The organism is Planococcus beigongshangi, from assembly GCF_016820495.1.
Lineage (GTDB): Bacteria > Bacillota > Bacilli > Bacillales_A > Planococcaceae > Planococcus > Planococcus beigongshangi.
The window spans coordinates 352,241-375,347 of record NZ_JADHDU010000003.1; the positions used below are offsets into that span (position 1 = coordinate 352,241).

General features: G+C 36.9%; 23 protein-coding genes. 20 read left to right on the forward strand and 3 right to left on the reverse strand.

From position 1 onward, the window contains the following. Positions 1–47 precede the first annotated feature (47 nt). The 7 genes from IQ294_RS08950 (at position 48) to dat (ending at position 7,143) form a co-directional block, all read left to right on the forward strand. The gene (locus tag IQ294_RS08950) at positions 48–812 is read left to right on the forward strand and encodes an SDR family NAD(P)-dependent oxidoreductase (protein WP_203333691.1); all 765 of its coding nucleotides are present in this window, start codon (positions 48–50) and stop codon (positions 810–812) included. 719 nt (positions 813–1,531) lie between these two features. Next, the gene (locus tag IQ294_RS08955) at positions 1,532–2,197 is read left to right on the forward strand and encodes a GntR family transcriptional regulator (protein ID WP_203333692.1); all 666 of its coding nucleotides are present in this window, start codon (positions 1,532–1,534) and stop codon (positions 2,195–2,197) included. Between the two features lie 26 nt (positions 2,198–2,223). After that, a complete protein-coding gene (locus IQ294_RS08960; RefSeq protein ID WP_203333693.1) occupies positions 2,224–3,315 on the forward strand; it encodes an alanine racemase in 1,092 nt (363 codons plus the stop codon). A gap of 43 nt (positions 3,316–3,358) precedes the next feature. After that, positions 3,359–4,384 (forward strand): TRAP transporter substrate-binding protein, encoded by a 1,026-nt coding sequence (locus IQ294_RS08965; protein ID WP_203333694.1) that lies wholly within the window; start codon positions 3,359–3,361, stop codon positions 4,382–4,384. A 126-nt stretch (positions 4,385–4,510) separates the two neighbouring features. Next, positions 4,511–4,987, forward strand: coding sequence for a TRAP transporter small permease (locus IQ294_RS08970; RefSeq protein WP_349291346.1), 477 nt, complete (start codon positions 4,511–4,513; stop codon positions 4,985–4,987). A 27-nt stretch (positions 4,988–5,014) separates the two neighbouring features. Next, positions 5,015–6,295, forward strand: a complete 1,281-nt coding sequence (locus IQ294_RS08975; RefSeq protein WP_203333696.1) for a TRAP transporter large permease — start codon at positions 5,015–5,017, stop codon at positions 6,293–6,295. Positions 6,296–6,312: 17 nt separating this feature from the next. Then, entirely contained in the window at positions 6,313–7,143 is an 831-nt protein-coding gene (gene dat / locus IQ294_RS08980) for a D-amino-acid transaminase (RefSeq protein ID WP_203333697.1), read from the forward strand. Between the two features lie 1,040 nt (positions 7,144–8,183). On the opposite strand, the gene istB is transcribed toward dat, so the two are convergent. The 3 genes from istB to istA form a co-directional block, all read right to left on the reverse strand. Then, positions 8,184–8,918 carry an IS21-like element helper ATPase IstB gene (gene istB, locus IQ294_RS08985; RefSeq protein ID WP_203333698.1) on the reverse strand — a complete coding sequence of 245 codons (735 nt, stop codon included), beginning with the start codon at positions 8,916–8,918 and terminating at the stop codon, positions 8,184–8,186. Beyond that, the gene (locus IQ294_RS16300; protein ID WP_238942721.1) at positions 8,915–9,220 is read right to left on the reverse strand and encodes a hypothetical protein; all 306 of its coding nucleotides are present in this window, start codon (positions 9,218–9,220) and stop codon (positions 8,915–8,917) included. The genes istB and IQ294_RS16300 overlap by 4 nt, the downstream gene beginning before the upstream one ends. A 338-nt stretch (positions 9,221–9,558) precedes the next feature. Then, positions 9,559–10,335, reverse strand: coding sequence for an IS21 family transposase (istA, locus tag IQ294_RS16305; protein ID WP_238942722.1), 777 nt, complete (start codon positions 10,333–10,335; stop codon positions 9,559–9,561). 127 nt (positions 10,336–10,462) lie between these two features. Here istA and IQ294_RS08995 point away from each other — a divergent pair, with 127 nt between their 5' ends. The 13 genes from IQ294_RS08995 (at position 10,463) to IQ294_RS09055 (ending at position 23,069) form a co-directional block, all read left to right on the forward strand. Further along, positions 10,463–11,077: an IS3 family transposase gene (locus IQ294_RS08995; RefSeq protein WP_203333699.1), complete on the forward strand. Its 615-nt coding sequence runs from the start codon at positions 10,463–10,465 to the stop codon at positions 11,075–11,077. Between the two features lie 190 nt (positions 11,078–11,267). Then, entirely contained in the window at positions 11,268–11,990 is a 723-nt protein-coding gene (locus IQ294_RS09000) for a GntR family transcriptional regulator (protein ID WP_203333700.1), read from the forward strand. Between the two features lie 100 nt (positions 11,991–12,090). Further along, a complete protein-coding gene (locus IQ294_RS09005) occupies positions 12,091–13,464 on the forward strand; it encodes a M20/M25/M40 family metallo-hydrolase (protein ID WP_238942723.1) in 1,374 nt (457 codons plus the stop codon). Positions 13,465–13,510: 46 nt separating this feature from the next. Beyond that, positions 13,511–15,061, forward strand: a complete 1,551-nt coding sequence (locus tag IQ294_RS09010) for an ABC transporter substrate-binding protein (RefSeq protein ID WP_203333701.1) — start codon at positions 13,511–13,513, stop codon at positions 15,059–15,061. A gap of 48 nt (positions 15,062–15,109) precedes the next feature. Then, positions 15,110–16,027, forward strand: a complete 918-nt coding sequence (locus IQ294_RS09015; RefSeq protein ID WP_203333702.1) for an ABC transporter permease — start codon at positions 15,110–15,112, stop codon at positions 16,025–16,027. A 35-nt stretch (positions 16,028–16,062) separates the two neighbouring features. Continuing rightward, positions 16,063–16,980, forward strand: coding sequence for an ABC transporter permease (locus tag IQ294_RS09020; RefSeq protein WP_203333896.1), 918 nt, complete (start codon positions 16,063–16,065; stop codon positions 16,978–16,980). Next, the gene (locus IQ294_RS09025; protein ID WP_203333703.1) at positions 16,980–17,966 is read left to right on the forward strand and encodes an ABC transporter ATP-binding protein; all 987 of its coding nucleotides are present in this window, start codon (positions 16,980–16,982) and stop codon (positions 17,964–17,966) included. The genes IQ294_RS09020 and IQ294_RS09025 overlap by 1 nt, the downstream gene beginning before the upstream one ends. Continuing rightward, complete coding sequence (locus IQ294_RS09030) at positions 17,963–18,964, forward strand: ABC transporter ATP-binding protein (RefSeq protein ID WP_203333704.1); 1,002 nt, start codon at positions 17,963–17,965, stop codon at positions 18,962–18,964. The genes IQ294_RS09025 and IQ294_RS09030 overlap by 4 nt, the downstream gene beginning before the upstream one ends. Before the next feature lie 42 nt (positions 18,965–19,006). After that, positions 19,007–20,134, forward strand: coding sequence for an NAD(P)/FAD-dependent oxidoreductase (locus tag IQ294_RS09035; RefSeq protein ID WP_203333705.1), 1,128 nt, complete (start codon positions 19,007–19,009; stop codon positions 20,132–20,134). A 95-nt stretch (positions 20,135–20,229) separates the two neighbouring features. Continuing rightward, on the forward strand, positions 20,230–20,553 hold the full coding sequence (locus tag IQ294_RS09040; protein WP_203333706.1) for a (2Fe-2S)-binding protein: 324 nt from the start codon (positions 20,230–20,232) through the stop codon (positions 20,551–20,553). After that, positions 20,543–21,610 (forward strand): FAD-dependent oxidoreductase, encoded by a 1,068-nt coding sequence (locus IQ294_RS09045; RefSeq protein WP_203333707.1) that lies wholly within the window; start codon positions 20,543–20,545, stop codon positions 21,608–21,610. Before IQ294_RS09040 ends, IQ294_RS09045 begins: the two co-directional genes overlap by 11 nt. 36 nt (positions 21,611–21,646) lie before the next feature. Further along, positions 21,647–21,973: a (2Fe-2S)-binding protein gene (locus IQ294_RS09050; protein ID WP_203333708.1), complete on the forward strand. Its 327-nt coding sequence runs from the start codon at positions 21,647–21,649 to the stop codon at positions 21,971–21,973. Then, positions 21,966–23,069: an NAD(P)/FAD-dependent oxidoreductase gene (locus IQ294_RS09055; RefSeq protein WP_203333709.1), complete on the forward strand. Its 1,104-nt coding sequence runs from the start codon at positions 21,966–21,968 to the stop codon at positions 23,067–23,069. The genes IQ294_RS09050 and IQ294_RS09055 overlap by 8 nt, the downstream gene beginning before the upstream one ends. The last annotated feature ends 38 nt before the right edge of the window (positions 23,070–23,107 follow it).

A 23,107-nucleotide genomic window follows, 5' to 3' on the forward strand; every position in this document is an offset into this window, starting at 1 on the left:
TTAAGTAGAGGGTGTATTCCTGATATTAAAATAGTGAGGGGATTAATATGAGATTAAAAGATAAAATCGTTATTATTACAGGAGCAGGATCAGGAATCGGAAAAGAAACGGCTATTTTATTCGCCAAAGAAGGCGCCATTGTGATTCTAAATGATTTGAATCTAGAAGACGGGAAGAAAACGGTGAATGAAATCACTTCAAATAAAGGGCATGCTTCATTCGTTCAAGGTGATGTCACTAAAGTAGAAGATGTAGAATTTTTAGTAAAAGAGGTGGTTAAGAAGCACGGACGAATTGATATTCTATTTAACAATGCTGGAATAAGTGGCGTAGGTCAACTCCATGAAGTGGAATTGGATACTTGGAACAAGGTAATTAATGTTAATGTAACAGGCGTTTTTTTAGTTACGAAATCTGTTATCCCTTATATGCTTGAACAAAGAGCTGGTTCGATTATTAATATGTCTTCTTGCATTGCGGAAATAGGATTAGCTAATCGAGCTTCTTATGCAGCTTCTAAAGGTGCGATTTTATCCCTGACTAAATCAATGCAAGTAGATTACGCCAAATATAATGTGCGTGTAAATGCTTTGTTGCCTGGAACAATTTATACACCTTTTGTGGAGAAATATGTAAAAGATTCTAAGGATCCGAAAGAGACTATAAATTCAATCAAAAAACGGCAATTGAGTGATGAACTTGGAGAACCGATAGATGTCGCCTATGCTGCACTGTATTTAGCGTCAGATGAGTCGAAGTTTATGATGGGGGCGCCTTTGTATATTGATGGCGGAGCTGTAAACGGAAAGTAATGTCGGAAAAGTTAAGAATAGTTTACAAGTTGCCTGCATTATATGTAAGGAGCACTGGACATAATTCGAGAAAGTGGACAGTAATTTCTCCAAACTATTTTTCTTCAAGGCCTACCGCACTTGATAAGTCGAGCTTCCAAAAACGGGAAGTAAGACAAGGATACTTCCTTTTTTTGGAATATTTAACGGAGGGTAAGTAACATGTTTCATGTTGCCAAACCCGTATTTTGGCTCCTTAGATAAGGTCGCAGCTCACGAGTACGGCGTTAAGCGCCTGAAGCATGTCCATTTTTATGAGCTAGGCATGTAACCTAGAACAGTGTAGAGGCCTGAGTCACTATTTTATTTATCTGAAAATCTAGTTTGCGAATCGGCATAGTTTCGTTTGTTTCTATAAGAGTTTATGGGGCTAACCCATTTGTAAAATCATTATATATATATTCTCGGCCATATATAGCTCATTTTTATTGGATTTGGACAGGAATCACTTGAACTTTCCATTACAAGGGCTTCATTTTTTAGTTTTAAAAATTTTGAATATTTAATAATTTAATGATATCAACATTCAACTAACGTAACACTATTGATTCATTTTATAAAAAAAAATCAGTATAAAAGAATGAAGTTAAATTTACTATTAATTCAAAATTTTATTGCTAGTTAATTTATTTAAGTATATACTCATATTATCGATAATTTAAAAGGAGGAAAGAAAATGAATGAGTAGATTCGAAGTACTAAATCTATTTTCTTTAGATTCGTCCTTAAGTAACAAAGTTTATCTTTCCCTTAGAGAAGCAATTATTAAAGGAGAATTAAATGTAGGAGAAAGATTATTGGTGCGTGATATAGCGGAACATTTTTCAATTAGTCAAGCACCTGTAAGGGAAGCCTTAGAAAGATTAAAACAAGAAGATTTAGTAATTAGTAAACCAAACAAAGGATCTATGGTTTCTGATGTAAAAATAGAAGAAATAGAAGAGATATATGAATTAAGAAGATTAATAGAATCTTACGCAGTAGAAAAGACGCTTAGAACTATTAATGAAGCAAATATTAGTTACTTAAAAAGTCTATATATAGGCATGAAAGAAGCGGCAGAAATTAATGACATTTACAAATTAATAAGCTTAGATATTAAATTCCATAGTTTTTTTTACGAGAACTGTAATAATCTAGTTATTTTAGAAATATGGAATAAAATCAAAGTAAAAATTATGCGTTTTACTGCTAAAACTAACACGGTCTATTTTCCGGATTTGGATACTGTAGCGGACACTCATATTGTTTTAATTGAGGCAATTGAAAAAGGAGAAGAGAGAGAAATAAAAGAATTATTTTTGAAACATATGAACGAAGTTTGGTGGAGAATAAAAAATAATTAATTTGATGGGAGATGAAAGATATTCTAATGTCAAAACAAGATTTAATGGGAGATACACCGATAGTAAAAGTAAATTTAGAAAAAATGGAAGATAATATTCGATGGTTAGCTCAACTTGCCAAAGAAGCAAATGTTAAGTTAAGACCTCATACTAAAACCCATAAAAGTCCATTTATAGCTCATGAACAATTAAAAGCTGGAGCAAGTGGCATTACTACTGCAACACTAGGCGAAGCTGAAGTTATGGCGAATTCCGGAATAAAAGATATATTAATCGCATTTCCGATAATTGGTGCTAAAAAGTTAGAGAGGTTTCAGAAACTTTTTGAAAACAATAATCTAATTGTGGGTTTAGATGATTACAAGATTGCAATAGGACTTAATGAAGTTGGCTCAAGGCTTAATAAAAAAGTTCCCATATACTTCGATATAGATACAGGTTTAGGACGGATGGGCAGAATGCCTGAAGAAAGTATAGAACATATATATAAAACTTCAGAATTACCATTTATTGATGTAATTGGTTTGATGAGCCATACAGGACATGCTTATAAAGCGCAAAACGAAGAAGAAATGAGAAAGATAGCAATAGAAGAAGCAACTAAATTAAATGATGTTAAAAATCGATTAAAAGAGAAAGACATAATAATAAAGGAAATAAGCGTAGGCGCCTCGGCCACGGCAAGATTTATAAAAGATATACCTTTTATTACTGAAGTAAGAGCGGGTATGTACGTTTTTAATGATCGAATGGTAATGGGGGCTGGAGGAGCTAATATCAACGATTGTGCCTTGACAATATGGGCAACGATTGTATCAAAACCAAACAATAATCGTATGTTAATTGATGCAGGTAGTAAGACTTTGACATATGATTCATTTAAAGGAGGTGGATATGGATATATTAAAGGTCATGAAAACCTTACAATAAACAATCTTTCTGAAGAACATGGATTTGTGGAAGTAACGGGTCATACTAATTTGGAAATCGGCGATGTAGTGGAGATTATTCCAAATCATGTTTGTCCAGTAGTCAATTTGACAGATAACTTATTTGGCTTTAGGAACAACGAATTTGAAAGAATTATTTCTGTCGAAGCCCGTGGAAAGAATCGATAAGATATAGAAATCATTTCAATATAAAAAATAGGGGGCTTGAAAAATGAGGAAAATATTTGGCTTGTTTATACTTATACTAGTATTCCTAATTACTTCAGCTTGTGGAAATAATAGTGACGGTAATACTGGAAGTGCAAGCGAAAAAGTGATAACAATGAAAGCTGGCGTTGGACTAAACGATCAACATCCACAATATAAAGCTTTATTAAAATTTAAAGAAGAAGTAGAAAAAAATAGTAATGGACAAATGATAGTAGAAACATATCACAGTGGTCAACTTGGCGACGACAAACAAATGATTGAGAATTTGCAGTTAGGTTCACAAGAAATTACGATTCCATCGACTGCTCCTTTAGCAAACTTTGTTCCAGAATTTAATATATTTAACTTTCCTTTTTTATTTCCTAATACAGAAGTTGCGGACTCAGTATTAGATGGTGAATTTGGAACTAATTTGTTAACCAAATTAGACGAATCTAACCTAGTAGGTTTGAACTATTGGGAGGAAGGATTTTATAATATAACAAATAATGAAAGACCAATCGAATCTGTCGAAGACTTAAAAGGGTTAAAAATTCGAACTATGGAGAATAAAATACTTCTGGATGTTTTCAAAGAATTGGGAGCTAATCCTACTCCAATGGCATTTGGGGAAGTATATTCATCGTTACAGCAAGGTGTTGTTGATGGACAAACAAATCCACCTTCGCAAATTTATGAAGCAAAGTTCCACGAAACTCAAAAATATATGTCAGCCACGAATGATTTTTATGGAGTTTGGGTTTTCTTGGTTAGTAAAGAATTCTATGAAGGCTTGAATGAAGAGCAGCAAAAAATAATTAAAGACGCTTCTATGAATGCTAGAGATTTTGAGAGACAAGAAACTAGAAATAGCGAACAAGAATATGTAGAAAAATTACAAGAAGAAGGAATTGAATATAATACTGTAAGTCCAGAAGCGTTACAAGAAATGAAAGACACTATCCAACCTGTACTAGACGAATACTCAAAAGAATTTGATAAAGAAATGCTGGAACTTTTAAACAAGGCTTTAGAAGATGCCCAGTAATATTTTACAATTTTATTGACTATAGAAGGGGATAAAACTCCACTCTATAGTCAATTTTTTCAAAAGTGTACAAATATTTCTTGCGAAAATAATAGGAAAGTAATAAAAGGAAGTGAACTTTTGAAAGTGCTAAAGTTTCTTGACCAATATTTAGAGGTAATATTAATTTCAATTCTTTTCTCTATAATGATTGTTTCTACTTTTTCTCAAATAATTTTAAGAGCGCTCTTTAATGACTCTATATCGTGGTCTGAAGAATTGACGAGATATTGCTTCATACTAATGGTGTTTTTTGGTATTAGTTACGCAGTTAAGCTTAATAAACATATAAAAATTGACTTAATAATGAATATATTAAACGATAAGAAAAAAAAGATTTTAGAAATATTTTCAACGATAATTTTTATGTTGTTTACATTATATTTGACATTCTATGGAGCTGGAGTAGCCCAAAAGATGTTTTCTTTAGGACAAACTTCTCCAGCATTACATATACCAGTTGGATTTTTGTATTCTATCATTCCTCTAGGCTTAGGGCTAACAACAATAAGGTTGCTTCAAAAACTATTTGGTGATTTTAAAAGTTTTAGATTAGATAAATAAAAATATATATAGTAAGGAAGAATAAATATGATATTATGGATTCTGTTTGGAACATTTTTCCTTCTTCTTTTATTAAATATTCCTATTGCTGTTTCTTTAGGGATTGCTACTGTATTAAGTATATTATTTAGTGGAGCCACTACAATTGATTTTTTTATTACTAATTTAGTGACATCAATAGATTCTTTCCCCTTAATGGCTGTTCCATTTTTTATTTTAGCTGGAGAATTGATGAGTAAAGGGGGGATCTCTGATCGTTTATTTCGTTTTGCTAATTCAATTGTTGGATATCAAACTGGAGGTTTCGCTGTTGCTACAATAGTCACTTGTATGTTTTTTGCTTCTATTTCTGGATCTGGCCCTGCAACCGTTGCTGCTATAGGTAGTATTATGATTCCTGCCATGGTGAATAGAGGATATGACTTGAAATTTGCAACAGCCACGGTTGCAGCAGCAGGCTCTCTAGGTGTCATAATCCCACCCAGTATCGATATGATAATGTTTGGGGTCTCTACAAATACATCCATAGGGGATATGTTCATAGCAGGAATTCTCCCAGGTATTTTTATAGGGTTGTGTTTAATAGTATGGGCAGTTATTTACTCTAATATCAAAGGATATAAAGGCGCGGAAGGAAAAATTTCTATTAAAAATATTTTAAAAGAAGGCTATGAAGCAAAATGGGCTCTATTAATACCCGTTATTATTTTGGGAGGAATTTATGGTGGAATCTTTACCCCCACTGAAGCAGCAGTAATTGCAGTGGTAGTAGGATTAATAATTGGAGCATTCTTTTATAAAGAATTGAAAATTAGCAGTATTCCTTCTGTCTTAGTTAAAGCTGCTATAACTTCCGCAACGATATTTTTTATTCTTACTACAGCTACCACTTTTGGAAAAATACTTACCATTGAACAAGTTCCACAAAAAATGGCTGTTTCCTTATCTAATATATCTGAAAACCCGTTAGTTATACTTTTATTAATTAATGTGATGTTGTTAATAGTTGGTACTTTTATGGAGACTGTCGCTGCGATAATCATCCTTGCACCTATTTTTCTGCCTATAGCAGTTGGCTTAGGATACGATCCCGTTCATTTTGGAATTATGATGATTGTTAACTTAGCAATAGGCTTTATAACACCGCCTTTAGGAGTGAACTTATTTATTGGGTCGGGATTATCTGGCTTATCGATAGTAACTTTATCTAAGGCAATATTACCGTATTTTATAGCAATGATTTTTTCCCTTTTTATTGTTATCGTATGGCCAGATCTATCATTATTCTTAATAGATTTAAAAAATTAGCGTTGGGGGGATAACTAGTGAATTATATTATCGAAGATGGCAATATAACGTTAAGAGAGAAGTTATCAATCAATCATGAAGATAGAGCTTATCAATTTGGGGACGGTGTATATGAAGTAATAGGTGTTTATGAAGGAAAACCTTTTAAGATTAAAGAACACCTAACTCGTTTGCAATACAGTTGCAATGAAATTGATATTAGTTTCACTGAAAGTATATCGGACTTAGAAGATAAGTTATTAGAATTAAAAGAAAAAAACAAATTACAAAATGGTCATATTTATTTGCAAGTTAGTCGTGGAATTTCTAATAGAAATCATTCCTTTCCTCCTAAAGAAGTTCTGCCGAAATTTATAGCTTATACATTAGAAGTGCCAAGGCCGACAAGCGAGATGTATCAGAAGGGTGTTAAAGCACTTATAACTGAAGATATTAGATGGCTAAGATGTGACATTAAAAGTTTGAATTTGTTACCAAATGTATTGGCGAAAGAAAAAGCAGTAAAAACAGGTTCATATGAAGCGATTCTTCAGAGAGATGGAATTGTAACTGAAGGAAGCTCAACTAATTTATTTGTTGTTTCTAATGAGATAGTGTTTACACATCCGGCAACAAATAAAATACTCAACGGAATAACTAGAAGAACTATTCTAGAAATTTGTCAAGATAAAAATATTAGTGTTAAACAAGAAGAATTCGATGTCAATTTTTTATTGAATGCGGATGAAGTGTTTATTACAGGTACATACATTGATATTCTTCCTCTTAGAGAAATTAATAAACAAAAGTATGAAGTAGGACCAATATACAATTTACTAAAAAAAGAAATTGATTTTCTTACTATGTAATATGATTCTCTCAAATCGCTCTATAAATAAGTTTAAGCTCTTTTTAAACTGACATAATAATTTGATGCGCTTATTAAAAACCTTTTTAAACTATTTGCTAACCAAATTTTTTGGATGTAAGGTAGCATAATTTTTTAGATTTGGTCTTTGTTGTAGAAATCCATGTATTCATTCACGTTCTCCATGATTTAAATATTGTGCGTCGAATAGAATTTATCATATTGGAATGAAAGGATTCACTGTCCGCGTCATTCCAACAATTTCTAGGGCTTGACATAATGCTCGCTGCGTGTTTCTTAATATTGTCTCTTGGTTTTGTCTAGAAATTGAGTAAGCGTTCAATAACGAACACCTAGTTTCTTAGAGAAGAAAATGCCTTTCTGATTCTTTGTCGGAAAGGCATTTTAAATTTTTTCTTTTGGCTACAAAACTCTGTTAGCAGTACCATCGATCATGCACGATATGATCAATGTTCAGTGATTACAACCACTAAAATGAGCCACTCTTGCCATCTTTTTTACCACGGAATGCCAAAGAATGTACCACTGAATAACACGATACGTATTAATACTATTTTATAATTTACAGAATTCTACGGCATTGTCTGTCTAGGAATTGACGGATAAATGTCCTTAAGAATCCTGGAGAAAGGGAAAGACGTCTCCATTAGTGTCGGCTATTACCGGTAGCTCGAGGGGAGACGTCATCCATAAAAATATAATAATCGTCTCTCATTATAACAGGACATGGGTCAAGAAAGTGGACAGTAATTTCTACAAACTATTTTTCTTCATGGCCTAGCGCACTTCGTTTGTCAAGCTGCCAAAACAGGAAACCGAAAAAGACGCCTCCCTATTTCGGCAGCTTTTGCGAAGATTAATAGACATTTTTCATGTTGCTCACCCGGAATTCCAGCTCCACTTTGTTTGGGGAAAGATAGGCCATTGTGGAATGCTTTCGGCGTTTGTATATTGCAAGAGAAAAATACATAAGATTGCAACGTTTTTCTACATAACTTAGTCACCGATAATAATTTCTAATTATTTTGTTCTTGATAGAGCGTTCGTCAATCGGAAACTTTCTCCGACATACGTAATTACATGGGCGTGGTGGATCAGTCGATCCACTAATGCAGCGGTCAATCGGCTATCTGAAAAGATGCGATTCCATTGACTGAATTCAAGATTTGATGTCACAATCAGGCTCTTTTGTTCATAGAAATCCGTAATTAGCTGAAAGAGGATTTCAGCACCTTCTTTGCTGAATGGTACGTATCCCATCTCATCTAAAATCAATAGATCGACCGTCTCAAACTTCTTGCGATAGGCCGCAATACGGCCATTTCTGTAGGCGCTCTCCAGTTCCTCCACAAGATGTGAAACCCGGTAAAAACGAACCTCATATCCTTTCTCACAGGCCCGCCGTCCTAAAGAGGAGGCGAGATGCGTCTTTCCAGTTCCAGGGGCGCCGACTAGGACGAGATTTTGATGTTGTTGAATAAACTCCAACTCTTCTAATCCTTCCTTACTGATTGTCGACGGAAGCCGGACAGCGTGATTCCATTGATAATCCTCGAGATATTTCTCTTCAAGGAACCTGGCTTTTTTCAGGTTACGTTCAATCCTGGTACTTTCGCGTAGTTCCATTTCTTTTACAAGCACTTCCGTCAGGTAAGTGGCCGGGTCATCCGTATGGATGATATTTCTTTCCGCGATATCCGCCACATGAGCGAGTCGTAGACTCTTACAGATTGTTCTTAGATCCATCGCCGTCATGAGATGACTCCCTCCGATTGCCCTAAATTATCATAGTTGTCCCAGTTCACTTCAAAGGGGTGGGCAATTTCATTCTCGTCTAACCTGCTGATCAACTCATACAGGTTGGCATCAATCTCAAGCACCGAATGATTAGGTAAAAGTGAAAGTACAAACTCGATACGCGCCCGTTTCAGTTCAAGCGATGGAACCAATAGGAATTCTGCTAAACGAGATGGCAGATACGGACGGTAACGTGAATGTTCCAATGCACGAGGTTTCTCTCTCCAGCCGAGGAATACCATTTTCCAAGGGAGTTCCATTCGTTTTTCCATATAAGGTCGTGGACCTTCAAGCAAGACTTCACTATTGCCTGAGAGAATTTGAAAATGATTCCACGTCAAGACGCTGAAAAGTCTTGAGTGATTTCGCGCCTTCGGTACATGGACCTTCACGTTGTCAATCACGACCTCATTGTATTTATTGGCTTTGATGCTCGATTCCTTCCGTACGTTGAACGGTTCTTTTGGTAATTTGAGAAGGTGCTTCTGCTCTTCTTCCCAAAGCTCCTGAATCGGCAGTTCCTTTTCGTAATGCAGTCGATCTTGGTCTTCTTGTGAGAATGCATCGAGTTGTCGTGAAAGGTCGTCAAGACCTGTGATTACTGGAGGAACGCTAAAGATGTTGTGTATCTTATGTATCCGACTCTACGCTCCACATGCCCTTTCTCATTACCGCTTGCAGTGTTACAAACCTGTGTATTAAAACCATGATGCAGCTGGAATCGCAAGAACTCGTCAGTCAATACTGCTTCTTCATTTTTTTCTCGGGTTTTTTTCACGGCCGTGGTCATATTATCAATCCTTACAGCCATAGGCACACCAGCTGATTTATCAAATAGTTTCTTCATTCCTTCAAGAAGACATTCTTGGTTCTCAGATGGCAATGGTTGATAAAACGCTTGGTTGCTAAAGGGGTAGGAAAGAATGAGAAGATAGATATCCAGCATCTTGCCTTCTTGTACAGCCTGCATGATTCCGAAGTCTAACTGAGCCTCTCCTGCGGGATGCAAAAGTCTTTCCGATCCTTTATCCTTGGTCTCTTCACTATGATTAGCTTTCCATTCTGCAATGAAGTTACAGACCGTACGATACGATCCTGGAAAGTCCATCTTCTGAAGCTGCCTGAAGATCTGTAAGTTGTTCCGTCTATGCTTCTTCTTTTCACGACTATCCTCAAACAGCCAATCTCCGACAATTTCGCCCCATTTTTCTTCATACATCATGCCGCTTTTCTTTTTAATAATAGTTGGTTTTTCAATAGCGCCATCGGCGTACTTATCTGCGGTTCTCCAGTCGATCTTCATTATTTCAGCGATCCGGTTGATCGATAGGTCTTTCTCGTTTCTTAGTTTTTTGATAGTATTGATATCGGACATTGATAGCATCCTTTTATTCCTCCAGTAGTTAGATGGTTAGCACCACTAACACTAGAGGCGACTTGGGTGACTATCAAGTCCATTTTTATTTCCAGCAGATTGCTCTGCGGAGTTATGTATTTTTTCATTGCAATACTATGTACTTTTATTTTGCACTACACAATGCCGGGTGAAGAAGAAACGGAAATGGAAATCGCAAGGCGAATCAGTGATTGTCGCACCCAACTTGTTGGAACGAAACTTTACGGCCACGGCTCCGAACAAGAAATGGGTAACGGATATCACGTATATCCAGTATGGGAGCTCGACCCTCTATCTTTCGTCAATCATGGACCTGTACAACAACGAAATCGTTGCATACAAACTCTATGATCATCAGCAGACGCCACTCGTCATCGATACCTTGAATGAGGCGCTGGAACTGCGGGGCTATCCTGAGGGGATCATTATCCATTCCGATCAAGGCAGTGTTTATACGTCGTATGCCTACCAGAATTTAATCAAGGAGAAGCATGGGGTAAGCAGCATGTCACGGCGTGGCAACTGTTGGGACAACGCGGTGATTGAATCGTTCCACTCGAATATCAAGTCAGAGGAATTTCAATACACCAAATTCAACTCCCTGAATAATCTTCAAGTCGCAGAGAAAGTAAAGGAATACATCCGGTACTATAACGAGGATCGGATTCTAGAAAAATTAGGCTACCTGGCACCCAAAGAATTTGGGAAGCAAGCAGCCTAATGAAGGTGTTTTATATGTGTCTCATATCGCTATGTCAGTCTATCTCTACATGACTTTTATCAAATAAAATCAATAGTTCAAATTTTTTAAATATTTTGTTGACTTAATTTTAAATTAAAACTATAATAAACTAACTTTAAATTATAAAGTTATAATTTTATATTCTATATCCTACAAAAGGAGAACTGGCATGGATTTAAACAAAAATCTTTTAGTCCCTCTTTACCACCAAGTGAAAAACTATTTGGAAGAAAAAATTCTATCTGAAGAATGGGGAGTGGGACATCGGTTACCAACAGAAAAAGAATTAGCAGCCCAGTTTAGCGTAAGCAGCATAACTATTAAAAGGGCGGTACATGAATTAGTGAATGAAGGCTTATTATATCGACAAAGTGGCAAAGGAACCTTTGTAATAAAAAAGGAAGAAAAAAATCTCTCACAATTAGTATCTTTAAAAAGTGAATCTGGGGAAAATAAACATCACCCTCACAAAACACTGAGTTTTAAGAAAGAAAAAGCTACAAAAAAAATTGCTAGTATATTCGAAATTAAAACCAATGATCCTGTCTACAAAATTGTCCGTGTAAAATTAGAAGAAGAAAAACCTATGGCCTTGGAGTATTCATATATTCCAACTGACAAATTTCCGGATTTAGACCCGAAAACGTTTGAAAACGACTTACTTTACAACTTATTCATAAAGAAATATCAGATGAAACTGGATAAAGCTAAAGTATACTTTTCGTTAGTCTTAGCGGAAAAAATTGAAGCTGACATATTGAATGTTCCCGTTGGTGAACAGTTATTTGTAATTGAGCGTCACACCTTAACCACGGATGGAAAAGTAATAGAATATTCTCAGTTTGTTATGAAGCCGGATCAAACGAAGTATTTCGTTGAGATAAAAATTTAAATTTAGTTTAACCAGTATGATTTGAGCAACAAGATAAATTATAAGATTATAACTTTATAATATTATAATGAATCTAGTATATAGAAAGGTGGAACTTCTATTGCCAAATATTTATGAAGGAAGAAATGTCAACATTGCTGATGTATATGAATTAATCGAAGAGAATTCTCAAATGTACATAGGCTGGTTAAAAGAAGCCTGTAACCAACCCAGTGTTTCAGTTCTAAACGAAGGAATGTCAGAAATGAAAGAGTTAGTAAAATTCTTTTTAAACAAAATAGGAGCAGAAATAACTGAGATTGAAACGAATGGTTATCCCATTATTTACGGAGAGATTAATAATGGAAAAGAAAAAACACTAACTTTTTATAATCATTATGATGTTCAGCCAGTTGATCCTATAGGGGAATGGGACAGTGAACCTTTTGAAACCGACATCCGAGAAGGACAAATATTTGCAAGAGGAGTGGCTGATAATAAAGGGAATTTAATTGCTAGGATCTGTGCTCTTCATGCTTTTCTGGAAGTCTATAAAGAGCTTCCGATAAATGTGAAATTTATTTTCGAGGGAGAGGAGGAAGTTGGAAGTCCCAATCTAGAGTTTTTCGCAACAAACCACCCTGAAAAGTTGTTAACAGACGGAATTATTTGGGAAGGTGGTACAAGAGGAGCAAACGATAAACGGCTGCATATTGGATTAGGTGTAAAGGGGATTTGTTATGTGGAATTGGTTTGCAAAGGAGCGAATTCCGATTTGCATTCATCAGAAGCGGCAATAATCGAAAATCCTGCTTGGCGATTGATTTGGGCTTTAAATACGATTAAAAATGAAAATGAAGAAATACTAATAAAGGATTTTTATAGCGATATAAAACCATTAGAAGAAAAAGAAAAAGAATTTATTGGAACTATGGATTTTAATGAAGAAGAGACAAAAGAGCTATATGGAATTGATAGGTTCATCAAAAACTTATCCGGCTATGATTTAAAGGACGCATTAACTACAGCTCCGACATGCACGGTTTGCGGAATCGAATCTGGTTATACAGATGAGGGTGCGAAGACTGTTCTTCCGTCAATAGCTAAAGTGAAACTGGATTTCAGGTTAGTACCCGATCAACATCCGGATAAGATAGCTGAACTATTAAGAAATCACTTGGATGCACATGGTTTCCAGGACATAGAAATAAAACAATCTCATGGACTTGCTCCATTTAATACAGATCCTAATGATCTGTTTGTAGACAAAGTCTTAAAAAGTGTGAAAGAAGTATATAAAGAACCTCCAATCATTTTAAGGAATTTAGCAGGATCCAGTCCCATGAGCAAAATGTTAGTAGATACTGGAATTCCAGCAGTACAAATAGGTGTAGCAAACACACAGTCAAAATATCATGCTCCAAATGAAAATATATTCGTTGATGATTTCATCCAAGGTATTAAAGTAACCGCAGCTGTAGTGAAAAATTTCTAAAAAAATAACTGAATATAAAAAACTATCGAAAAACAGGAGGAGTATTATGAAAAAATTAAACGTATTACTAATGGTTGTAGGACTAATTTTATTACTGGCAATAGCTGGTTGCGGCGGAGATGCTTCCTCAGATGGGTCAGCAGCTTCTGGCGATGATGAAAATAAAAGTTTAGTAATTGCACAAGCTTCTGATTTGACGACAATGGATCCTCAAAATTCTTTGAGCACTACTGGAGACAGAGTCTTTAGAAATATGTTCAGCCGCCTGTTCTACTGGGACAAAAACATGGAACTCCAAACAGAAGCGGCAGAAAGTTATGAACAGCTGGATGACACCACTTGGACATTCAATTTAAAAGAAGGAATGACTTTCCATAATGGAGATCCAGTGACAGCTGAAGATGTGAAGTTCAGTTTGGAACGTGTAATGACGGATGACACGTTAAAAGAATATTCATACTTTCAGCAAATCAGTGAGGTCAACGTTTTGGATGAGTTACAAGTTGAAATTATCACAGATGGTCCTATGCCTACACTCCTTAATGTACTCGCGAAAAGTGGGTCCGATATAATGCCGAAGAATTATTTTGAAGAAGTAGGTTTAGAGGAATTTCAAAAAAATCCAATCGGTTCAGGCCCTTATAAATATGTTGAATGGTTAAGAGACGATAAAGTTGTACTTGAACCATATACAGATTATTTTGGTGGAGAACCGAAATGGGAAAAAGTCACTGTCCGTTCTATACCCGAAAGCTCTACCCGTGTCGGAGAAATATTAACAGGGGGGGTAGATCTTGCGACAGATATCCCACCGAATGAATGGGAAAGAATTGAAGGTGAAAGCAGTGTGAAATTGGTTGATGGAGAATCTACACGTGTAAGCCTTCTAATGGTAAGGACAACTGAAGGTAGCGTTACAGCAGATCCGAGAGTAAGAGAAGCGATAGATTTGGCGATTGATCAGCAAGCAATTGTTGATGCACTATTCAGAGGGACGGCAGTTCCTGTCAGATCTCGTGTTCCAGAAGGGGTATTCGGTTCAAACCCTGACTTATATGATACGCGAGTATTTGATATTGAAAAAGCCAAAGAGTTGCTTGCAGAAGCGGGATACGCAGATGGGGTGGAAATTACTTTTACTGCGTCCAAAGGAAGATATCCTTTAGACGGTGAAGTAGCTGAATTGATTACTGCCATGCTTGGGGAAGTCGGAATTAAAGTAAACCTGAAATTACTTGAATCTAGTGCCTTCATCGATGATTATAATTCAAAAGCCAATGAAGAATTATTGATGATTGGTTTGGCAGACGGCTTGTTGGATGCCTCTTACTCACTTGTCCATTACACAAAAGAGCGTGCTGCTGGTCAAACAGATTACTACAATGAAGAAGTGGAAGAGTTATTCCATGAGGCAGGACGTAATCTTGATATGGAGGAACGTTCCAAACAATATCAGCGAATTCAAGAAATCGTTGCAGAAGAACGTCCGCATATTTTCTTATTTCAGCAAGGATCTGATTATGCAATAAGAGAAAATGTTGAATTTACCCCAAATTTGAATGAAGTGATTCTCTTTGATGATATTTCGAAGAATTAATGATTTAAACAGACCCTGTTCAGGGTCTGTTTAATAAGGAGGTTTGAAATGAAGAAATATATTCTAAAAAGATTACTTCAAATTATCCCTGTACTAATTATTATTACTTTTGTGGTTTTTTGTTTGGTCTATGTTGCTGGAGATCCAGTAGCACTTATGTTGCCCGAAGATTCGTCAGAAAGTGATCGGGAAGCATTGCGGCAGGCGCTAGGATTGAATGACCCATTTATTGTCCAGTATTTTGGATTTGTAATGGATTTGATGCAGGGTAACTTTGGAACTTCATTTCGATACAATCAGGAAGCATTACCTCTAGTACTCGAAAGGCTCCCAGCCACACTTGAACTGGCGTTTGCATCTATGGTTGTAGCAACAGTTATTTCAATTCCTCTGGGAATCTATTCTGCAAAGAAACAAAATACATTCGGTGACCTTTTTATCACCGGTGGATCGGTTTTAGGAAAGGCTATGCCAAACTTTTGGTTAGGAATTATTTTGATTTTGTTTTTTGCAGTAAACATTACAATATTCCCTGTATCTGGAAGGGGGAGTTTTATGCATATCATCTTGCCAGCTATCACTCTCGGCACGGGAATTGCTGCTGAAATGACAAGGTTAATTCGGTCGAATATGCTTGAAATCTTAAATCAGGATTATATCCGGACAGCTAAAAGTAAAGGTGTTAGCAATTCTGTCCTTGTATACAAACATGCTTTTCGAAATTCTTTAATTCCTGTTGTAACAATTATGGGGTTGCAAATTTCTCATTTGGTAAGCGGGGCATTGATAACAGAAAGTGTATTTGCATGGCCGGGAATCGGGCAATTATTAGTCCAGGCTGTGAACGGAAGAGATATGGCTGTTGTTCAGGCTGCAGTTTTTGTTATCGCAATTCTTGTAATAGTAGTGAACTTAATTACTGATTTGATTTATCGGCTATTGGACCCGAGAATTCACTATTCATAGGAGGGGTATATGTGCAAGTTAATACAAAAGCAGATCTGCCTTTAACTCGTCCAGTAGCTTTAAATAGAAGCTTTTCCGGAAAAGTGAAAAGGTGGACAAACTTATTATTTCAAAGCAAAACAGGAACAGCCGGTTTGTTAATTGTGATAAGTGTAGTTTTCATAGCAATTTTTGCAGACTTAATCGTTCCACATCCCCCAGCAGAGAATAATCTGACGAACATGTTGAAGCCTCCGGCCTGGTTGGAGGGTGGTTCTTGGGAATTCATATTAGGTACCGATAACCTGGGAAGGGATATTTTGAGCCGTATCTTGATAGGGACCAGGGTTTCGTTATTAGTGGGTGTTTTTTCTGTCGTATTGGCTGGTGTTATCGGATTGATCGTTGGAATTATTGCAGGCTTTTATGGAGGATGGATAGACAGTGTATTAATGCGTTTTGTCGATTCATTTTTAGCAATTCCGAGTATCTTATTCATTCTGGTATTTTTAGCAGTTTTTGAACCCAGCATCATGGTATTAATCATTGTAATAGGACTGACAAATTGGGTGACATATGCCCGGGTCGTCCGAGGCGAAGTATTAAGTATAAAAGAAAGAGAATATGTTAAGGCATCCAGATCAATAGGTTCAAAGAATATTAAGATTATGAAGCAGCATATTCTACCAAATATATTATCTTCATTTATTGTTATTTCGGCATTAAGTGTTGCTACTACTATTATTCTTGAAGCTTCCCTCAGCTTTCTGGGGCTGGGAATTCAGCCGCCGGATGTATCATGGGGGGCTATGTTGACAGATGGACGGAATTATCTAGCGACAAATTGGTGGATTGCTACGTTTCCTGGGATAGCGATTGTCATTACAGTTTTAGGAATAATTTTCCTTGGGGATTGGCTGCGCGATGTATTGGACCCGAAAACACAAGTAAATGCAAAAGGAGGGCCTAAATAATGAGTGAGAAATTGCTTGAGATAAAAGGTTTATCAACTCATTTTTTTACAGAGAATGGTGTTGTGCCCTCTGTTAACAATGTGTCATTTGATGTCAACAAAGGTGAGATTGTTTGTGTTGTAGGTGAATCAGGCTGTGGAAAAAGTGTCACTTCTTTATCGATTTTACAATTAATCAACAAACCCGGAAGAATCGTCAATGGTGAAATTCTGTTTAAAGGAACAGATTTAACTAAGTTATCGGAAAGAGAGATTCGAAAAATTAGAGGAAACAAAATTTCTATGATTTTTCAGGAGCCTTTAACTTCTCTCAACCCTGTTTTTACTATAGGTAATCAAATTTCCGAGACAATTCGATTACATCAGAATGTCAATAAGAATCAAGCAAAAATGAAGACCCTCGAAGTCCTCAAGAAAGTCGGGATGCCGAATCCTGAGAAACAATATTATTCATTCCCTCACTTATTGAGTGGTGGAATGCGGCAGCGAGTAATGATTGCGATGGCTTTATCATGCAACCCGGAATTATTGATAGCGGATGAGCCTACAACAGCGCTGGATGTGACAATACAAGTTCAAGTATTAAGGTTACTGAGAGACTTAAGCGAAGAACTGCAAACCTCTATTGTACTCATTACACACGATTTAGGTGTTGTAGCAGAGATGGCAGATCGGGTTGTTGTGATGTATGGCGGAGAAATTGTTGAGCAAAATAATGTCTTCGATTTATTTTCTGACCCAAAACATCCATATACTAAAGGTTTGTTAAACAGTACACCTAAAATTCATCAGCTTGATGATTCTCTGGAATCTATCGAAGGAAATGTTCCTACTCCAGCTAATATGCCTCATGGATGTAAATTTAATACGAGATGTCCATTTGTAATGAATAAATGCAGAGAAGAACAACCACCGCTGATTGATGCTGACAATGGATCAGAAGTAAGGTGTTGGCTCCATCTTGAAAAGGAGGCGGTAAGTTCATGAAGATTGCAGAAGTAGAGGTAAAAGAAAACTACTTATTAAAGATTGAAGGTTTAAAAAAACACTTTGCTTTATCCGCAAATATTTTTGGCAAAACAACTAAAAGTGTAAAAGCAGTTGACGAAGTAAACCTTTACGTAAAAAAAGGGGAAACACTTGGTATAGTTGGTGAATCCGGATGTGGGAAATCCACAATGGGAAATACGATTCTCCGCTTAATAGAGCCTACTGAAGGAAAGATAATTTTTGAAGGAAGGGATTTATTAAAACTATCCCCGAAAGAAATGCAAAAAGTGAGAAGAGATATTCAAATGGTTTTTCAAGACCCATTTTCTTCTTTGAATCCTCGGATGCGAGTTTTTGATGTAATTGCAGAACCGTTGAGAACCCATGGAATTTCAAAGGGAAAAGAACTTGAAGAAATGATTTATGGCTTACTGGAGACAGTAGGTCTAGATCGCTCACAAGCAGACCGATTTCCCCATGAATTCAGTGGAGGGCAACGGCAAAGAATTGGAATTGCTCGTGCCATAGCTTTACATCCCAAACTAATAATCTGCGATGAGCCCGTTTCCGCGTTGGATGTCTCTATTCAAGCACAGGTTCTGAACTTGCTTATCAAGCTTCAGAAAGAGCTGCAACTGACTTATATTTTCATCGGCCATGGGATACCTGCAGTAAAATACATCAGCGACCGCATTGCTGTTATGTATATGGGTGAAATTGTAGAAATGGCATCAAAAGAAAAATTATTCAGTAGTACAAAGCATCCTTATACATTGGGGTTGATTAATGCTGTACCTGTTCCTGACCCAACTTTAAGAGACGCAAGAGAACGGATTATTATTGAAAATGATATCCCCGATCAAATTAATGTCAAAGAAGGGTGCAGATTTTATTCGCGCTGTCCTTTTGGAACTGATAAGTGTAAGACAGAAAAACCTTCTTTAATTGAAGTGGAAGAAGAACATTTTGTAGCATGTCATTATCCTTTAACTTGAATAACAAAGGGATTAGAACTGAAAACTAAAGGGAGTGTTTAGATGAAAGCGATCGTAATAGGAAGTGGCATTGTCGGTGCCAGTGCCGCATATAATTTAATTAAAAATAATGTTGAAGTAATAATGATAGACAAAGAACAAGATGGGAAAGCAACTTCCGCAGGGGCAGGAATAGTTTGTCCCTGGGTTTCAAAAGTGAAAGATGACGATTGGTATAGAGTTGCGAAAGGAGGAGCAAAGTTTTATCCTTCTCTGATTGCCGATTTAAAAGAAGATGGAGAAACCTCGGTTGGATATAAAAAAGTAGGTGTTTTGTGTGTAAGCGCTTCGCCAGAAGAACTAGATGTTATCGAAGCAAGTGTACGTTTAAAGAAGGAAGAAGCTCCAGAATTAGGTGATATTTCGAGGCTGACTTCTGAAGAAGCACGAAATCTGTTTCCCCCATTAAATGAGGAGTTGGAGGCGGTTCATGTATCTGGAGCTGCCCGTGTTGATGGTCGATTAATTCGTGATGCGTTGAAACGCGCTGCGCAAAAAAATGGAGCGAATATGATTTATGGTGATGCGAATATTTTACATGACAATGAGAAAGTAATCGGTGTCCATGTGAATGGAGAAGATATTTACGCTGATTCCGTTTTGGTGACTGCAGGCGCTTGGGCGCCATCATTACTGGAACCATTAGGGTTAAGTTTGAAAGTAGAGCCTCAACGTGGCCAGATTGCACATATCAAATTGCCTGGTGAAGATACGTCGGATTGGCCAGTTGTTTTACCACAAAGCAGTCATTATATGCTGGCATTTGACGATTCAAGAGTAGTGGCTGGAGCGACAAGAGAAACAGGGGCAGGGTTTGACTATCGACTGACGGCGGGAGGAGTCCACGAAGTGATGACGGAAGCGTTGAATGTCGCACCTGGCTTGTCATCTGGAACTTTAGAGGAAGTAAGAATTGGTTTCCGTCCTATGGGGCAAGATATCTTGCCTTTGCTTGGAGAAATCGAAGGATATGAAGGCCTGGTTTTAGCGACAGGTCTAGGTGCTTCAGGACTGACCATGGGCCCTTACGTTGGTAAATTAGCAGCATCGATAGTAAGAAATGCTGAACAAGATATGGACTTGGCTGCATATAATCCTATGCGCTCCATTTCAATGAAAGAAATGATTTAGATTGAAACATATAGAAGAAAAAATGGATAGTTAATAAGTAACAAGATTATAAAATCAGTATAAAGATTATAATATTATATTATAAGGAGAAGCTTATGTATATTAATGATCACCCGTTACTGGAAAGTGAATTTCTTGAAGAAATTACTTTTTTCTATGAAGGAAAGCAGTTAATAGCAAAATCAGGCCAAACAGTAGCTGCAGCATTAATGGGCAATGGCATAAAAGTGTTTGGCGTCAGCAGGAAGCTTCAGCAGCCAAGAGGCGTCTTCTGTGCAAACGGAAGATGCTGCAGCTGTTTCGTTACAATTGATGGCCTTGATCACACACTTAGTTGCATGACCCGTATTGAGGAAGGCATGCAAGTTTTTTTCAATGGTGGAGATCCAGTGGTCGGGAGGGGAGGAAGTGGAATTTGAACTAGTTATAATTGGTGGTGGTCCAGCAGGATTGATGGCGGCGTTGACAGCAGCTGAAAAAGGAGTAAAGACTGCAATTGTTGAAGAATCTTTTGCGCTTGGAGGACAGTTAAGACAACAGGCGCAAGTATTAGAGAACCTTCCAAAAGAATTTGGTAAACAATCTGGTATTGCTTTGGCTAAATTTTTTAGCAACAAAGTATCGTCCATAGGTGTAACGGCCCTACTTGGTCATACGATGATAGGGACCTATAGAAATGGCACAATAGGTGTGTCAAATGGCAAGGATACTTTCCCGATATATGCGAAAAAAATTCTGGTGACCACAGGTGCTGCCGAACAGGCGGCTCTTTTCCCAGGTTGGACCTTGCCGGGAGTGATGACGATAGGAGCTGCTCAAATACTGCTGAACCGTGAAAGAGTATTGCCGGGGAAAGAAGCAGTTGTGCTTGGATGTAATTCTATTTCATATGATATTGCTAAACAATTGAGAGCATGTGGAGTAAATGTACAGGGAATTATCGAAAAAAAGAGTATTGATGAGATTGACAAGGAACTGATTGAAAAATTCGAAAGTGAAAATATAGAAGTTTTTTTTCATAGTAATATTGAAAAAGCTGCAGGCAAACAGCATGTAGAAAAAGTTTGGATTGACAACGATGTCCTAAAAAAAGAACGAGAAATTGATTTGGTATGTATCAGTAATGGCTTATATCCTGTAACAGAACCCCTTGAACTATTGGATTGTGAATTTACTTATATCGAAAATCTTGGCGGAAGGATTCCGAAATACGGTAGTTCTTTTACAACAAGTAATTCATCTGTATATGTGGCAGGAAACGCCGCTGGAATAACTTGTATCGAAGGAATATTAGTGACCGCTTCAATTGCGGTAACGGGTATTTTGGAAGATTTGGCTATTTTAAATAATATTGAAGCGAAGAAGCAAAAAGAAATTTTATGGACCGAACTTTTGAAAGCTGAAACGGGTCGATACAGTAAAGTTCATGATGCTCGAATTAGCCTTGTAAATGATTTTTTACCGAAAGAGATTTAGCTGTAGCTGATTATACAAAAAAGAAGGAGGGAGTGAATGGATAAGTCAACGATCGTCTGTAAATGCGAAGAGATAAATATAGATGAAATTGAAACAGCCTTAAAGGCGGGAGCCTGTCAATTTGATGATATAAAAAGACTTACCAGATGCGGAATGGGACCCTGCCAGTCAAAAGTTTGTACAAATATGGTAAGGGAAATAATTGCAGCTTACACGGGAGAGCCGATGGAACACATAGAATATCCTAAAAATAGAATGCCTATTAAAATTACTCGATTGGGAGTCCTAGTGGCAAATCAAGAAACATCAAGCGTTGTTTCTGTATTTAAAGAATCGGTTTCCGAGGTGGATACTAATGGATAAATACGTTGATATAGCCATTATAGGGAGCGGAGTTGTGGGGAGCAGTATAGCTTATCACCTTTCTGAAAGCCGCCAAAAGGAAATAATTGTAATCGATAAAGGATTTCCTTTGTCAGGAACATCAGGATCTACTCAAGCGTGGGTGTGGGTGCATAATAAATCACCCTCTTGGTATGGTGAATTAAGCATGTACAGTGCTGAACTATATCCTTTTTTAGAAAAGAAAATTGGAGATGTTGAATACAAAAGAACTGGGGGGATTGCCCCTTTTTTTGATGAAGAAGATAGAGAAAAAGCGTTAAAGTTAGCGGAAAAACAAGCGGAAGTAGGAATTAAAGTAGAAGTATTGAACAGGAATCAAGTATTGGAAAAAGAGCCCGTCCTATCTTCCAAGATAGCTGGCGCTACCTACAGCAGTATCGACGGTAATGTAAATCCGTTTCGATTGGTGGAACTTTATATTAAAGCTGCAAAAAAAAACGATGTTAAATTTTCTTTTTATAACCCGGTTATCGATATTAAAAAAGAAAGTGGTTTTTTTAGAATTACTACAAAAAATGAAGGGACTTATACTGCTGAAAAAATAATTCTGGCGGGAGGTCCATGGACAAAGGAACTTGGCTCCTTTTTGGGTATAGACATTCCCGTAAAACAAGTAAGAGGGCAGATTTTGGTTACAGAGCCGCTCGCACCACTTTTTCGCCATACAATAGCCGGAATGCGACAAACGGATAATGGAGAAGTTTTAATTGGCTATTCGAAAGAAGAAGTCGGCTACGACCGGAGAACCACAATGGAGGTTATTCAAGATACTGCGAAAATGGCAGTTGATTATATCCCGGCTTTAGCAAATGCAAATTTAGTCCGATCTTTTTCGGGTGTCAGAGTAATTCCGGAAGATGGATTCCCTATAGTAGGAGAAATTTCAAACATAAAAAATGCCTATCTTGCTGTAATGCATAGTGGAGTCACCTTATCGCCTTTAGTAGGCACATTGATGGCTGAACTATTATTGGAAGGTGAAACCTCAATTGATTTAGGGAGATTGAGTCTTGATCGATTTGAAAAGAAGAGTAATGGAGCTGTAGTGCAATAATCTGACAGATAATAGCTTAGCAGAAGTTAGAGTGACTG